Below are 14,907 nucleotides of genomic sequence, written 5' to 3'. Positions count from 1 at the left end.
TAAAAAATATATTTTTTTTAAGTGTTTTTTGTCAAAAATATAAACTTAATTTCGTTTTGGCACTTTTATTGAATACTGTGTGTCTACATAAAATATTTTATGCATCCCATAACTAAACCCATGAAAATCTATACATTCCGCAATATTTTCAGACACCCTACATAATTCCAGTGCACAGTACTGGATTGTATGACGTTTGTTGATTCAATTCATTTTGCCATTCTTTAATTTACAGTTACATACAGTAATTGTGACTGTACTCCTTATGCCTTATAAAACCTATAATATATTATTATGAAAATTTTTACTCAGTTTTTTTCAAATGTAAAGTTTGCGGTATCCGGGATACCTGTACTATTGGGTGCTGCTCTTGTGGCACCGCAATACGGCTTTGCGCAAACCAGAATTATTGTTAATCCAGGCCTGGAATTCGGTGTAAATGCAGGAGCATTTTCACAGCTGGATACCAACTTCGGTTCAGGCGCTACGTTTGATGCGGGGGCTGAAGTCACGTCCCCGTGGTATACCTCTCATCCTGTACAGTCCGGCGTATGTGCTCCCGGCTCTTCCGGTGCATGTCATCCCGTAGAAGTCTGGGGAACAGGCTATAACAATGTACCTGCCGCACAGGGGACTAATTTTGTAGAACTCAATGCCTACACTAGCTCCATGATCTACCAGAATATGTATCTTACCAACGGGGACGAGATTAATTACTACTTCAGGCACCGGGCAAGAGGCAATGACGCTGAACAGTCTGCCATGGTTATCGAAGATGAAAATGAAGTCAATATTGCTACGGTACATACCACTTCGCTGCCTTCCAGCACAGGATCCTGGTCGATAAATCAGGGAACGTATGTATTTAACGGAACTACCGGTGTGTACAGGGTAGGGTTCAGGGCAATTAATTCTGCCAATCCCGGCTTCGGGAATCTGCTTGATGATATCCGGGTATCGCTGAACCCTATCATCGATCTTAATTTTTCCAATGCTCTTGCCTCATGTGAAGGTTCAAGCAACGGATATGTATTTATGAGGATCAGCGGCGCGGTAATCGAGCCCACTACGGTAGCTCTGGAACTGGTAGACCCGGCTAACGGTAGCCCGTTTGTGAGTGATAATGATATTGTGCTCAGCGGTGTTTCTACTATTAACGGTACGCCTTCAGTTTCCCATGTTCCGGGCACCAGCATCTATCTTGTCACCGTTCCGCCGGGCAACTATGACGGCGGTATTACCCCGGGATTTTCCAGTCCGAACAATGATATAGACGGGATTGCCATTAATGTTACCTCTGTAAATGACGGAGTTGATGAACCTACCGAAACATTCAGGTTTGAAATTAAAGAGCAGGGGACCAACGGTTCTACCGATAACTTTATGAGTACTACATCTCCTGTATTCGGTGATACATATTATCCTTCTACCAATGATTATTTTATACAGCGTTGTATTTGTTATGATGATGCCAATACTTCTGCTCCGGGTATTGATTCAAAGATGGGGATTACCCTTCTTGGAAGAGCGGGCAGTAACGGTGGTAACTGGCCGATGTTAAGAAAATCAGCATATACCGTACTGGAATCCAATACCAAAGGATTTGTTATTACACGAATGACTACGGTGCAGATCAATGCCATTACAGATCCGCAGGACGGAATGATGGTATATGATACGACCTCAAAATGCATGAAAATCTACGACGGCTATGCATGGTACTGCTTTAATACCCCTACATGTCCATAATCTCAGCAACAAGACTTCATTAATCTATCACTCTTACATTAATAATATAAAATCAATATGAAAAAAATAATAACAACCCTTTTAATAGCCGGTATTTCGGGTGTTCAGGCACAGGTAATCATCGGTGATGCAATCGGTACCGCAGATACCAAGACTTCGGTTCTGCTTGAGTTTGCTGCCAACCAGAACAAAGGAATTATCCTGCCTTATGTAAGGACGATGCCTGCCAGTCCTGCAGAAGGTACCCTGGTGCTTGATGCCAGTGACCCGACAAAGGCCCGTGTAAAATATTTCAACGGGAACTGGATGGACCTGAGTGCACAGGATGCTGATGTTACTACGGCACTGGTAAACCAGCCGGCAGCAGCACAGGCTGTTGAAGCACCGGGAGCCAGAACGATCATCGGTGCTTTGTCAAGCCCGGCAGACGGTGTTCTGGTATTGGAATCCACTACCAAAGCAATGGTGCTTCCTACTGTGGAAGATGTGCAGAATATCATTAATCCTTCTCCGGGAATGATGGTGTATATCAATAAAAGCGGTGCCAAACGCCTCGCGATCTTCAACGGCAGCAAGTGGTCTTACTGGAGGCCGTAAACCCAACAGAAATACCTTAATTATTAATACATTTATAAACAGACAAAATTTAATTACATAAGAAAAAATTAATCTTTAACCCCGTGTTACTACAATCTCAACCTGAAAGGCTCCTGCAAAGGAGTCTTTCTTTTTTTTATTGCCTGATATAACGGCTTTGAAAGCTACAGGCATCAAAATACGGCCGGAAATTAACAAAAACCTTAAAAAGCGGATTAATTTCATGCAAATGCTATATTTTTTTTCTTCACTGTTAGGCTGGAACCACCATAAAACCTATATTTGCAGCCTAAATTTTAAAAAACAATGAAAGAACTCATCGAAAAAATCAACGCGGAATTTGAAGCTTTCACCAACGAAGCAAACCAACAGGCAGAAAAAGGAAACAAGGCAGCAGGGACAAGAGCCCGTAAATCAGCTTTGGAATTGAGCAAACTGTTCAAGGATTTCAGAAAAGTTTCTGTTGAAGAATCTAAAAAATAATTATTCTCAAAACCGGCTTTCTTAGCCGGTTTTTTTATTGTTGTCAACATTAGATTTGTTATGCAGGCCAATGTTGATTTTAAATAAACAATGAGCGGCTTAATTGATAAGCCGCTCATTGTTTTCAGGTGGTCCGGTATCAAGTAAACTCCTGATTTCGGTTATTTTACTCTCTTTTACAATATAGGTTTTGCAGATTTTGTTATTCAGGTGCATGCTGAAATTCATCTGCGTTCCTTTTCTCCAGCCCATGGCAACTGTTTTTGAGGTATATTCTGAAAAGACGGGATTGAAATTAGCCAGGCATAATACATTTCTTGCGAGTGATTTATAAAAACCCGGATAGTTCCCTTCATCGTCAATCACCTTCAGCCTGAATATTTTCTTTCCCAAAGCTGTTCCGAGATAAAATTCGGTTACCGCTCCGGAAATAATAACAGCCGGAACTGAAAATAAAACACTTACAATGAGAACTTTATTGAATATAAAATGAAAAATCAGGGTAAACACGGCCATATCAATCCATTTTGCAAAAAGCCTCTGTGTTTCACTGCCTTTAAAACCCGGATTGTAAGGCAGGTAATATTCGTAGGCATGATAAATCCTCTTTCCGGATCCGTCAAAATGAAGAGTCGGCCTGTGAATGATTTTCCGTTCTTTAATTTCAGATATTTTCACGGCAAATTTTATAAAATCATGCTCAGCTGAATCCTCTTTCTTGCCTCATCCACCTCCGTCACCTTTACCCGGACATGCTGATGCAGTTTCACCACTTCATTGACGTCGGAAACAAACCCTTCCTTCAGCTGGGAAATGTGTACCAGTCCACTTTCCTTAATTCCCAAATCTACGAAACATCCGAAAGCCGTAATGTTGTTCACAATTCCCGGAAGCACCATTCCGGTTTTCAGGTCGGTGATCTTTTTTACATTCGGGTCGAACTCGAATATCTTTGCGGCTTTTCTGGGATCGAGTCCCGGTTTTTCCAGTTCTTTCACAATATCCTGGATGCTTAAGATTCCGATAGTTTCGGTAACGTACTTTTCCGGGCGGATCATGGCAATTTTCTCTTTGTTGGCAATCAGTTCATGGGTTTTAATGCCGAGGTCTTTTGCCATTTTTTCCACGATGCCGTACGCTTCGGGATGGACGGCAGAATTATCCAGAGGGTTCACGGGATTACTGATCCTTACAAAAGCAGCAGCCTGCTGAAAGGCCTTTTCACCCAGTCTCGGGACTTTTTTCAGCTGTTTCCTATCTTCAAAAGCACCGTTTTCAGCACGGTAGTTTACAATATTTTCCGCCATTTTTTCTCCGATTCCGGATACATAACTCAACAGGGATTTGCTTGCCGTGTTGAGGTTGATCCCAACGGCATTGACACATTTCATCACGGTAGTATCCAGTTCGTTTTTAAGGCGTGCCTGGTCCACATCGTGCTGGTACTGCCCAACGCCGATCGATTTGGCATCAATCTTCACCAGCTCTGCAAGCGGATCTGCGAGCCTTCTTCCGATGGAAACTGCGCCTCGTACGGTTACATCATAATTCGGAAATTCATCCCTGGCAATTTTACTGGCAGAATATACAGAAGCTCCGGCTTCTGACACCACGAATACCTGCAGCGGCTTGTCGAATGCAATTTTTTTAATGAAAAACTCGGTTTCCCGGCTTGCCGTCCCGTTCCCGATGGAAATCGCTTCAATATTATAGGCGTTGACCATCGAACGGATTTTCTTCATGGCCATTCCGCTTTCGTTTTGCGGGGCGTGCGGATAAATGGTTTCATTATGCAGCAGGTCTCCCTTTTCATCCAGGCATACGACTTTGCAGCCGCTCCGGTAGCCGGGATCAATGGCGAGGATTCTTTTTTCACCCAGGGGCGGTGCCAGCAAAAGCTGGGAAAGGTTGTCTGAAAAGATTTCAATGGCTTTCTTATCTGCTTTTTCTTTTGCTTCCTGCAAAGTTTCATTGGCAATGGCAGGTTCCAGCAATCTTTTGTAGCTGTCTTTTACGGCTGAGGCAATCTGCCCGGCAGTCTCATTATTACCGATTTTGATAATTGCCTTTTCTATAAATTCTATGGCTTCTTCTTTACTGATGCCGGTATTTACTTTTACAAATCCCTCTGACTCAGCCCTCAGTAAAGCCAGCAGCCGGTGGGAGGGCATCCTGCCTAAGTTTTCTTCCCATTCAAAATACTGGGCATATTTCTGGGCTTCCTCTTCATCCTTTCTGGCTTTTACTGCTTTTGATGTGATGACGGCTTGCCGCTGGAACATCCGCCGGAGATTTTTGCGGACATACATATTTTCGTTGATCCATTCCGCCATAATATCCCGTGCGCCCTGCAATGCTTCTTCTTCAGACGCTACCTGATCATTTATATATTTTGCTGCCAGAAACGTAAGATCCGAGGCTTTCTGGCTCATGATGATCCTGGCCATCGGTTCCAGTCCCTTCTCTTTGGCAGCATCCGCTTTGGTTTTCTTCTTTTTCTTATAGGGCAGGTAGAGGTCTTCAATTTCCTGCATATCGAAACTCGCTTCAATCCGCTGCCTGAGTTCCGGGGTCAGGGCACCCTGTTCTTCCACCGACTTAAGGATCGCTTCTTTCCGTTTCATCATATCTTCAAACTGCCTGCTTATTTTGGCAATCTGTTCAATCTGTACTTCATCCAGGTTTCCTGTGGCATCCTTCCGGTACCGGGAAATAAAAGGGATGGTGCAGTCTTCGGCCAGCAGCTTAAGCGTAGCATTGATGCTTTTTTCGGAGATGTTAAGAGACTGTTTAATATAGAGGGTAGTGTTCATTTTAAAATTTAAACCGCTAAAATAATCAAATTTTAACGGGGCATATGCCTGAATGTACCATCTTTTTGTTATTTTAGCCATTGGGCTCAGAGAATAGAGGATATGATCATTTCTTGATGTATGGTAAGGAGAGCAGGGAATAAAGTTTCCTATTTTTGGTGCCCGTCGGATGTCTTATGAGAGATTTCCGCAGACTTTAAACAAAAAATAAACTTTTTAAACAATTATATCATATGAAAAAATTAAGTGTTATGGCATTGGTAGCTGTTGGTATGCTGGCAGCATCTTGTAACAAGGATAAATCTGCAGAAAATGCAAAAACAGCTCAGGAGCAGACTGTAGCAGAAAGCAAAGGCGAAAAGCTGATGGTGGATGCAGCAACTTCTGTGGTGAACTGGAAAGCATTCCACAAAGGGGGAATGGCACCGCGTTGGGGAACATTAAGCGTACAGTCAGGAGACCTGAGCATCGAAGGCGGACAGGTTACTGCCGGAAACTTTGTGATCGACATGAACTCCCTGAAAGTAGACCCGGCTTCCGTAACGGAGAAAGATAAAAAGCCTGCTGACCTTGAAGCCCACTTAAAAAACCCTGATTTTTTCGATACGACGAAAAACCCGACTTCAGATTTCAAGATTACCAGCGTAACCGATCTTACAGGAGCACCTGCAGATGCAGTAGCCGGCGCCAACAAAACGGTTAGCGGAAACCTTACGTTATCAGGAAAAACAATGAACGTAACCTTCCCTGCAAAAGTAGAAGTTACTGAAGGAGCAGCTTCTATCCAGGCTAAGTTCACGGTAAACAGAGCCGACTGGGGAATCAAATTCGGGACTTCCGAAGCAGATCCTGCAGAATGGATGATCAGCAAAGACATCGAAATTGCTGTAGATGTAAAAGCCAAGAAATAATATTATTGTTAGATAAATCTTCAATGGAGCCGCCTTATTCGTAGGGTGGCTTTTTTGTGCTTATTATTTATTACTGATGTAGATAATAGGATGTAGAATAAAAATAAAAAGGCGAGTTGCCCCGCCTTGAATGTTTTCACAACGGAATAATCCTTATTGTGAATTGCTTTCAAAATTATAATTCAAATATAGGATAATTTTTCATTGCCGCCACTGTGGGTTTCCGTAATTTTTGTAATAAAGAATTTTTATACATTTAAGAATTATAAAAACTGAAATTATGAAAACGGTATTAGGACTGGACCTGGGAACAAATTCTATTGGCTGGGCACTGATAGAACTTGATGAAAACAATATCCCAATTCGTATTGTTGCGATGGGGTCACGAATAATTCCTTTATCAACCAGCGATAAAGAGGAATTTCAAAGAGGTTTGTCAATCACAAAAAATCAAAGCAGAACAGTAAGCCGTACCCAGAGAAAAGGGTATGACCGAAAGCAGTTAAAGAAAAGTTATTTAAAAAAGATTTTAAATAAATACAATATTTTCCCATCAGATGAATTGCTAAAACTTCCAATGCTTGATTTGTGGAAGTTAAGAAGCGATTCAGCTAATCCTAATGAAAATATTTCCGCCGAACAATTAGGGCGTATTTTATATATGCTCAATCAGAAAAGAGGATACAAATCTGCAAGAAGTGAGGCTAATGCCGATAAAAAAGATACGGATTATATTCAAGCAGTAAAAGGACGTTATGCTCAATTAAAAGATAGAAACCAGACCATTGGTCAGTATTTTTATGGAGAATTAAATGATGCAAATGAAAATAATTCTTATTTCAGAATTAAAGAAGAGGTTTATCCGCGGGAAGCTTATACAGAAGAGTTTGACACCATTATTAATGCTCAAAAAGATAAGCATGATTTTCTGACGGATGAAGTTATTCATCAATTAAGAAATGAAATCATTTATTTTCAAAGAAAACTGAAATCACAAAAAGGATTAGTAAGTATTTGTGAATTTGAAGGATTTGAGAAAACTGTTTTTGATAAGGAAAAAAATAAAGATAAAGTGGTGTTTGTAGGACCAAAAGTTGCACCGAAAACTTCTCCTTTGTTTCAGCTTTGCAGGATTTGGGAAGTTGTAAATACAATCACATTAAAAATAAAGAACCCTGAAGGAAGCAAGTATAAATGGGGTGAAAAAATTCCAGACGTAAAGGAAAAAGAAATTTTAGCGGATTATTTATTTAAAAATGAAAGTTTAAGCTTTACTAAGCTTCTTGAAATTTTGAAATTAAATAAAAACAATGTTTATTTTAATAAGCAAATTTTGAAAGGTATTAAAGGAAATGAAACTTATTCAATTCTCCATAGTATTTTAGGCGATAGTGAACTTTTAAATTTTGATGTTTCTATCATTCCATCAAATCATACTTCAATGTTGATAGATAAGAAAACAGGTGAAATCCTGGAAGAAAGAGCTGGTTTAGAATTAGATACTTCATTGGAAAAAGAACCGTTAAATCAACTGTGGCACACAATCTATTCCATAAAAGATTTAGATGAATGTAAAAGTGCATTAATCAAAAGGTTTGGTTTTGATGATGAAACTGCCGATAAATTGTCTCGTATTGATTTTAACAAACAGGCTTTCGGGAATAAATCGAACAAATCGATGCGGAAAATCCTGCCTTTTCTGATGGAAGGTTATGATTATTCTCAATCCTGCAGTTTAGCCGGTTACAATCATTCTAATTCTTTTACAAAAGATGAAAGAGAACAACAAATTACTTTAGACAAGTTAGAACTTCTCCCCAAAAATAGTCTCAGACAACCTATTGTAGAGAAAATTCTGAATCAGATGATTAATGTAGTCAACGCGATCCTTGAACGATACGGAAAGCCTTCTGAAATTAGAGTTGAGCTTGCACGCGAACTTAAACAAAGTAAAGACGAGCGAAATGATACCGATTTACAAAATTCCAAAAATAAAAAACTCAATGAAGAAATTGGAAAACGATTGGCTGAACTGGGATTGCCACTAACCAAGCGATATATTCAGAAATATAAATTTATTTTCCCATCGCTTAGTAAAAATCTGAAAGATGCTCACGTTAATAATCAATGCATTTATTGTGGGGAAACATTTAATCTAACAGAAGCTCTAAGCGGTGATGCATTTGATGTTGACCATATTGTACCAAAAGCTTTATTGTTTGATGATTCTCAGACCAACAAAGTTTTGGTTCATAGGAAATGTAATTCTACAAAAACCAACCAAACTGCATACGATTACATTGCTACAAAAGGAGATGAGCAAGTTAGAGTATATTCCGAACGAGTAGATGACTGGTTCAAAAGAGGAATTATCTCTTACAGTAAAATGCAAAGGCTGAAAGTTTCGCATAAAGAATATCTTGAAAGAAAAAAACTGGGAAAAGAAACAGAAACCGATAAAAAACTTTGGGAAAACTTTATCGACAGACAATTGAGAGATACGCAATATATCTCCCGCAAATCAAGAGAAATTTTACAGAAAGTATGCAATAATGTGGCTACAACAGAAGGTGGAGTTACAGCAAAACTTCGTAATTTATGGGGTTGGGACGATGTTTTGATGAACCTTCAAATGCCTAAATACAAAGAATTAGGACAAACCGTTGTCAAAGAATGGACAAGCGAACATGGAAAAAGAAAACACCAAAAAGAGGAGATCGAAAACTGGACAAAAAGAGATGACCACCGCCATCATGCCATTGATGCTTTAGTGGTTGCCTGTACAAAACAAGGTTTCATACAACGGATAAATACTCTGAATTCGAGCGAAACGAAAGATTTGATGCAACAGGAAATTAAAGAAGCCAAGAAACTTTTAGGAGAAAATTACAATGAAAAAGAATTTGAGAATAATAATGAGTCAGTAAAAAACCATAAAGAAAGATTATCTCAATTAGATGATTATTTGCGTTTACAGAAACCTGTTAAATTCGATACAAAATATGTAGAACAAGAGGCTGATAAGGTTTTAGTTTCTTTTAAATCGGGTAAAAAAGTAGCCACAATAACTAAATTTAAAGCTACAGGAAAAAATAAAGATACAGGAGTAATTGTTCCGAGAGGAGCGTTACATGAACAAAATGTATATGGTAAGATAAAAGTTATTGAAAAAGATAAGTCTTTAAAGTATTTGTTTGAAAATTCAGAGAAAATTGTAAATCCTAAAATTAAAAATATAGTTGAAATAATACTTTCGGAAAATGAAAATAATTCAAAAATGGCTTTATCAACATTAAAGAAAAATCCCATTTTCCTGAATGAAGAAAAAACTGATTTACTAGAAAAGGCATCATGTTACGAATATGTTACTGTTAGAAAGTATCCTTTGAACACAATAAAAGCAAGCCAAGCAGATGATATTGTTGATGAAAGAGTGAAATTTTTAGTGAAAGAAAGATTGACTCAATTTGGAAATAAGGAAAAAGAAGCTTTCAAGGATACACTTTGGTTTAACGAAGAGAAACAAATCCCAATTATAACTGTTCGTTTGTTTGCCCGTCCGGATGCTAATAATTTACAGGCAATTAAAAAAGATGAAAGCGGCAAAGAAATAGGTTTTGTAGTGATGGGGAATAATCATCACATTGCAATATATGAAGATAAAGATGGCAAACTTGTACAGCACAGTTGTACGTTTTGGCATGCAGTAGAAAGAAAAAAATATAATATTTCAACGGTCATTAAAAATTCATCGGATGCTTGGAATCAATTTCTCGACAATGAACTTCCAGAACCATTTTTAAATAAATTACCAGCTGATAATCTTAATTTGAAATTTAGTCTGCAACAAAATGAAATGTTTATTCTGGGATTATCGCAAGAAGAATTTGATAAAGCTTTAAAAAGCAATGATAAATCTTTATTAAGCAAACATTTGTATTTGGTGTGGAGTATTTCTGAAAATAATTATTGGTTTAGACATCATTTAGAAACTAAAAATTCTGATTTAAAGAAGACGAATGGAGTTAAGGAAAGTAAAAGACTTTATAATATTAGAAGTTTAGGCTCATTATTTTCTTTAAATCCAATAAAAATCAGATTAAATCATTTAGGAGAAATTACTAAAATAGGAGAATATTCATGATCACCCGTTCCATCTACATCGGCAATCCTGCCTATCTGAAAATCAAAGACGAGCAGATGAAAATCCTCTGTCCGGAAACCAGAACCGAAAAGGGGAGTGTTCCCGTAGAAGATTTGGGACTGCTGATGCTGGACCATTTCCAGATTACCGTTTCCCACCAGCTGATCCAGAAAATGATGGGAAACAATGTCGTGGTGATCAGCTGTGATGCCCACCATCTGCCTCACGGCATTATGCTGCCGCTGTACGGGCATACCGAACATTCGGACCGGGTAAAAGACCAGTTGGAAGCCAGTGAGCCATTAAAGAAGCAACTCTGGAAGCAGACCATAGAATGCAAAATTGAAAACCAGAAAAACGTACTGATGAAACTGGGGAATTATTATGAACCGATGGTTGAATATCAGCGGAATGTTAAATCAGGTGACATTACCAATATGGAAGGCATCGCGGCCCAGCACTACTGGAAATACCTGATCAGTCTGGATTTCCTCCGCGAACGTTTCGGAGATTCGCCCAACCCGTTTTTCAATTTTGGGTATTCGGTCCTCAGAAGTATTGTGGCCAGGGCTATTGTGGAAACGGGACTGTTGCCTGTCCTGGGGATTTTTCACAAAAACAAATACAATCCGTACTGCCTGGCGGATGACCTGATGGAACCGTACCGCCCCTTTATTGATCTGCTCGTTATGCAGTGGCTGAGCATGCATCCTGAAACTGAGGAATTAAGTAAAGAATTCAAGGCGCATATCCTGCAGATTGCAACGAAAGATGTCAATATTGACAGTAAAACAAGGCCGCTGATGGTGGCCGTAAAGATGACCGCCAGTTCGCTGTACAAATGTTATACAGGCGAAAAGCGCCTGATTTCTTATCCTGAATTATTATGAACGCCGAAAGGTTTAATGCATACCGAATTATGTGGGTATTAGTATTGTATGATCTCCCGACTGAAACCAAGGCCAATATGAAAGATGCCAGCCGTTTCCGTAAGGCCCTGATTGATGACGGATTCACCTTATTCCAGTTTTCAATGTATGTTCGTCACTGCCCGAGCCGTGAAAATGCCGAGGTCCACATTAAACGCGTTAAGTTTATGCTGCCCAAAGCAGGGAAGGTAGCCATTATGTGCATTACGGATAAGCAGTTCGGGGATATTGAAATCTTCTTTGCCAGGAATAAAGAAGAACCGCCGCCAACCTTCCAGCAGCTCGAATTATTCTGAATTTTAAATTCTGAAAATAAAAATAAACTACTGAATTTCAGTAGTTTATTTTTTGAGGCTGTGACTAATCACGAAGATAGTAAATTTTGAAAGCAATTCACAACTTAAGCAAACTTATTACTTTGTTATATCTCGCTGTGACTAATCACGAAGATAGTAAATTTTGAAAGCAATTCACAACTGGGGGTTCGTACCACGATACAGCCAATTCGCTGTGACTAATCACGAAGATAGTAAATTTTGAAAGCAATTCACAACTATGTTCGTACATGTAAAAGTAGCATTATAGCTGTGACTAATCACGAAGATAGTAAATTTTGAAAGCAATTCACAACATGCTCTCAACAGCTCCTCCAAAATGATCGGCTGTGACTAATCACGAAGATAGTAAATTTTGAAAGCAATTCACAACTTAGATGTTATATAATTGGCAACTTCGCTAGCTGTGACTAATCACGAAGATAGTAAATTTTGAAAGCAATTCACAACGTATCAGACCGCACATCCCCGGAAACAGTTGCTGTGACTAATCACGAAGATAGTAAATTTTGAAAGCAATTCACAACGAAGACCACACTGACCACTTCAAAGCGATTGCTGTGACTAATCACGAAGATAGTAAATTTTGAAAGCAATTCACAACGAAGTCAACGTATTTTCCACATAAAATTTCGCTGTGACTAATCACGAAGATAGTAAATTTTGAAAGCAATTCACAACGCTGCTGTCACAGCACCAATTGAACTACTAGCTGTGACTAATCACGAAGATAGTAAATTTTGAAAGCAATTCACAACTCTCCGTAAGTGTTACCCCGGCTGCCGGAAGCTGTGACTAATCACGAAGATAGTAAATTTTGAAAGCAATTCACAACTATTCAGGATGTACCAACGGGAAAGCCTGTGCTGTGACTAATCACGAAGATAGTAAATTTTGAAAGCAATTCACAACAATACACGCGAACACGCGGTGGAAAGACTAGCTGTGACTAATCACGAAGATAGTAAATTTTGAAAGCAATTCACAACACTGGCAGGCTTGTTGCCTAGCCCCCTTATGCTGTGACTAATCACGAAGATAGTAAATTTTGAAAGCAATTCACAACGTCACAGACTTAATCCATGAAGTAGCATTAGCTGTGACTAATCACGAAGATAGTAAATTTTGAAAGCAATTCACAACCATAGCAGCAAACAATATCTGCAATTATAGGCTGTGACTAATCACGAAGATAGTAAATTTTGAAAGCAATTCACAACTACCTAAAACACAACATTCCCGTCAGGGCGGCTGTGACTAATCACGAAGATAGTAAATTTTGAAATCCGGTAGGGTATAGGGTTGGAGGATTCGGCGTAGCCAAAGCCATTCACAACAGTCGGTAGAACGTGAAATGAAAATTTTAGCACAGTTAAAGTGATTAAATACCATAATTTATAACTGCTTAAAAATAAATCCCCGACAATATCGCCGGGGAAGTAATTTGAAATGTATGGATATCCGGTTTTAGCTTATGGGATCTACGATTGCCATGCAGAGATGGCCCGGTCCCGCCTGTGAAATAGGCCGGCATGCTCCGTTGATACAGCACCAGTCATTTCCACATTGTAAATCTTCCGGACACATCGGGTATCCTCCTAAAATATTTTTTAACTGCTTTTTGTCTAATGATCTTAGACCTTTAAGATTTGTTTTCATATGATTGAATATTTGGTTGTTACAATATTACAAATATTTTTATAACTCACAACCCCGGGAAGCTAATTTATTTATGTAACCAACTTTATTATATGGACTTATAAGCAGGGCAGGGCAGTCGGAGCTTTAATAACGATCTATTCATCATGAGAGATTAAATTTTAAACTCTGCGGTAGGAAATATAGAATCCCGCAGAACTGAAATGCCCGCAACACAATGTAAGACTCAAAATCATTCAGATTATGATTATGGAAAGAATATGGCAATGTCTGATAGCTTTACTGAATAGTAAAATATGTGAATCATTCATTGTTTAAGCTTTCTTTGTACCTTAAACAGTTAGATGATACTTGATAATAAGAAATAATTCTAAATAAGGTAAATATTAATACTAACGATGAATAAAAGAAAAGGCTTAATAATACACCCTTCCTTTTACAATCTTAACGATTTCTTCGCTTTGCAGTTTTTTTAAAATCCTGATCACGGTTTCGATCCTGAGGCCTGTTAACGAAGAAAGTTCTTTTCTGGTATAGGGAACCTTAAAGGAAAAGCGCTCCGTCTGATCCTGGTTTTCTTTAAGATGGTTCAGCACGGTCAGCAGCTGGTGCGTGGCGTCTTCTGAAGTCAGGCTGTTTAAGAAAATATAACTGTAATAGGTTCTTTCCGCGCAGCTTCGGAGAAACTGCAGCTGAAGGTCAAAATCAGATTCCAGCAGTTTTAGCAGGTTGGGACGTTCCAGCCGTAAGATGGTGCAGTCTTCCGTTGCCACAGCATTAACGGGATATCGGTGGTGTTTGCAGAATAAGAACACCTCCCCAACAGATTCGCCATGATCATGAATACTCTGGATGAACTCTCCGTCTCCCGGCTTGAAATTGGTAAGCTTTATCTTGCCTTTCTTAATCTGAAAATAATACGCTGGTGCAGCATTTTCTTCAAAAAGCAATCCTGATTGCTGTAGATGAATAATTTCTGCTCCGTAAGTAATAAGCAAGTCTTCTTGTATGGCCATAACTTATAATTAACTAATCTCACAATAGATGATATTACTTGGAAACACCGGTATCTATTGAATATACTCTAAACCAACAGCAAATATACAATCTAAATATTTATTCGATTATGATTTGAATGCGAGAATAGATTTAACTGGTGAATAATCGGATAATGTGCCGAATGCAGTGTTGCAACTATACATAAACCAATTATATGCTTTCTACAACTACTGAACCATACAGGCAGATCTTCAGTGATTATGTATAATAATTGTTTTTTTTATAGAG

The 14,907-nt window shown here is 38.9% G+C and carries 11 protein-coding genes and 1 CRISPR repeat array; of the genes, 7 read left to right on the top strand and 4 right to left on the bottom strand.

Going from position 1 to position 14,907, the window contains the following annotated elements; genetic code table 11:
• The first annotated feature begins 294 nt into the window (after positions 1-294).
• The 3 genes from ASE55_RS11490 (at position 295) to ASE55_RS11480 (ending at position 2,829) form a co-directional block, all read left to right on the top strand.
• Positions 295-1,749 carry a hypothetical protein gene (locus ASE55_RS11490; RefSeq protein WP_056219504.1) on the top strand — a complete coding sequence of 485 codons (1,455 nt, stop codon included), beginning with the start codon at positions 295-297 and terminating at the stop codon, positions 1,747-1,749.
• A 57-nt stretch (positions 1,750-1,806) separates the two neighbouring features.
• Positions 1,807-2,346, top strand: a complete 540-nt coding sequence (locus ASE55_RS11485) for a hypothetical protein (protein WP_056219501.1) — start codon at positions 1,807-1,809, stop codon at positions 2,344-2,346.
• Between the two features lie 306 nt (positions 2,347-2,652).
• Positions 2,653-2,829: a histone H1 gene (locus tag ASE55_RS11480; RefSeq protein ID WP_027388856.1), complete on the top strand. Its 177-nt coding sequence runs from the start codon at positions 2,653-2,655 to the stop codon at positions 2,827-2,829.
• Between the two features lie 99 nt (positions 2,830-2,928).
• On the opposite strand, the gene ASE55_RS11475 is transcribed toward ASE55_RS11480, so the two are convergent.
• Both ASE55_RS11475 and ASE55_RS11470 read right to left on the bottom strand, forming a co-directional pair.
• A complete protein-coding gene (locus ASE55_RS11475) occupies positions 2,929-3,507 on the bottom strand; it encodes an RDD family protein (RefSeq protein ID WP_056219498.1) in 579 nt (192 codons plus the stop codon).
• Positions 3,508-3,515: 8 nt separating this feature from the next.
• Positions 3,516-5,642 (bottom strand): Tex family protein, encoded by a 2,127-nt coding sequence (locus ASE55_RS11470; protein WP_056219507.1) that lies wholly within the window; start codon positions 5,640-5,642, stop codon positions 3,516-3,518.
• Between the two features lie 233 nt (positions 5,643-5,875).
• On the opposite strand from ASE55_RS11470, the gene ASE55_RS11465 reads away from it, so the two are divergent.
• The 4 genes from ASE55_RS11465 to cas2 all read left to right on the top strand — a co-directional run bounded on the left by ASE55_RS11465 (position 5,876) and on the right by cas2 (position 11,922).
• Positions 5,876-6,553 (top strand): YceI family protein, encoded by a 678-nt coding sequence (locus tag ASE55_RS11465; RefSeq protein ID WP_056219494.1) that lies wholly within the window; start codon positions 5,876-5,878, stop codon positions 6,551-6,553.
• A gap of 280 nt (positions 6,554-6,833) precedes the next feature.
• Complete coding sequence (gene cas9 / locus ASE55_RS11460; RefSeq protein ID WP_056219491.1) at positions 6,834-10,697, top strand: type II CRISPR RNA-guided endonuclease Cas9; 3,864 nt, start codon at positions 6,834-6,836, stop codon at positions 10,695-10,697.
• A complete protein-coding gene (gene cas1, locus ASE55_RS11455) occupies positions 10,694-11,587 on the top strand; it encodes a type II CRISPR-associated endonuclease Cas1 (protein ID WP_056219488.1) in 894 nt (297 codons plus the stop codon). The genes cas9 and cas1 overlap by 4 nt, the downstream gene beginning before the upstream one ends.
• Positions 11,584-11,922 carry a CRISPR-associated endonuclease Cas2 gene (gene cas2 / locus ASE55_RS11450; protein ID WP_056219486.1) on the top strand — a complete coding sequence of 113 codons (339 nt, stop codon included), beginning with the start codon at positions 11,584-11,586 and terminating at the stop codon, positions 11,920-11,922. Before cas1 ends, cas2 begins: the two co-directional genes overlap by 4 nt.
• A gap of 57 nt (positions 11,923-11,979) precedes the next feature.
• Positions 11,980-13,181: a CRISPR direct-repeat array (repeat unit 47 nt; unit sequence GCTGTGACTAATCACGAAGATAGTAAATTTTGAAAGCAATTCACAAC).
• A 247-nt stretch (positions 13,182-13,428) separates the two neighbouring features.
• Here the strand turns inward: cas2 and ASE55_RS11445 are convergent.
• Positions 13,429-13,620 carry a hypothetical protein gene (locus ASE55_RS11445; protein ID WP_056219484.1) on the bottom strand — a complete coding sequence of 64 codons (192 nt, stop codon included), beginning with the start codon at positions 13,618-13,620 and terminating at the stop codon, positions 13,429-13,431.
• 416 nt (positions 13,621-14,036) lie between these two features.
• Positions 14,037-14,636: a Crp/Fnr family transcriptional regulator gene (locus ASE55_RS11440; protein WP_056219481.1), complete on the bottom strand. Its 600-nt coding sequence runs from the start codon at positions 14,634-14,636 to the stop codon at positions 14,037-14,039.
• Positions 14,637-14,907 lie beyond the last annotated feature (271 nt).

Origin of the sequence: Chryseobacterium sp. Leaf201, from assembly GCF_001421435.1 — a bacterium.
Classification (GTDB): domain Bacteria; phylum Bacteroidota; class Bacteroidia; order Flavobacteriales; family Weeksellaceae; genus Chryseobacterium.
This window is presented reverse-complemented; position numbering and strand designations above follow the sequence as displayed.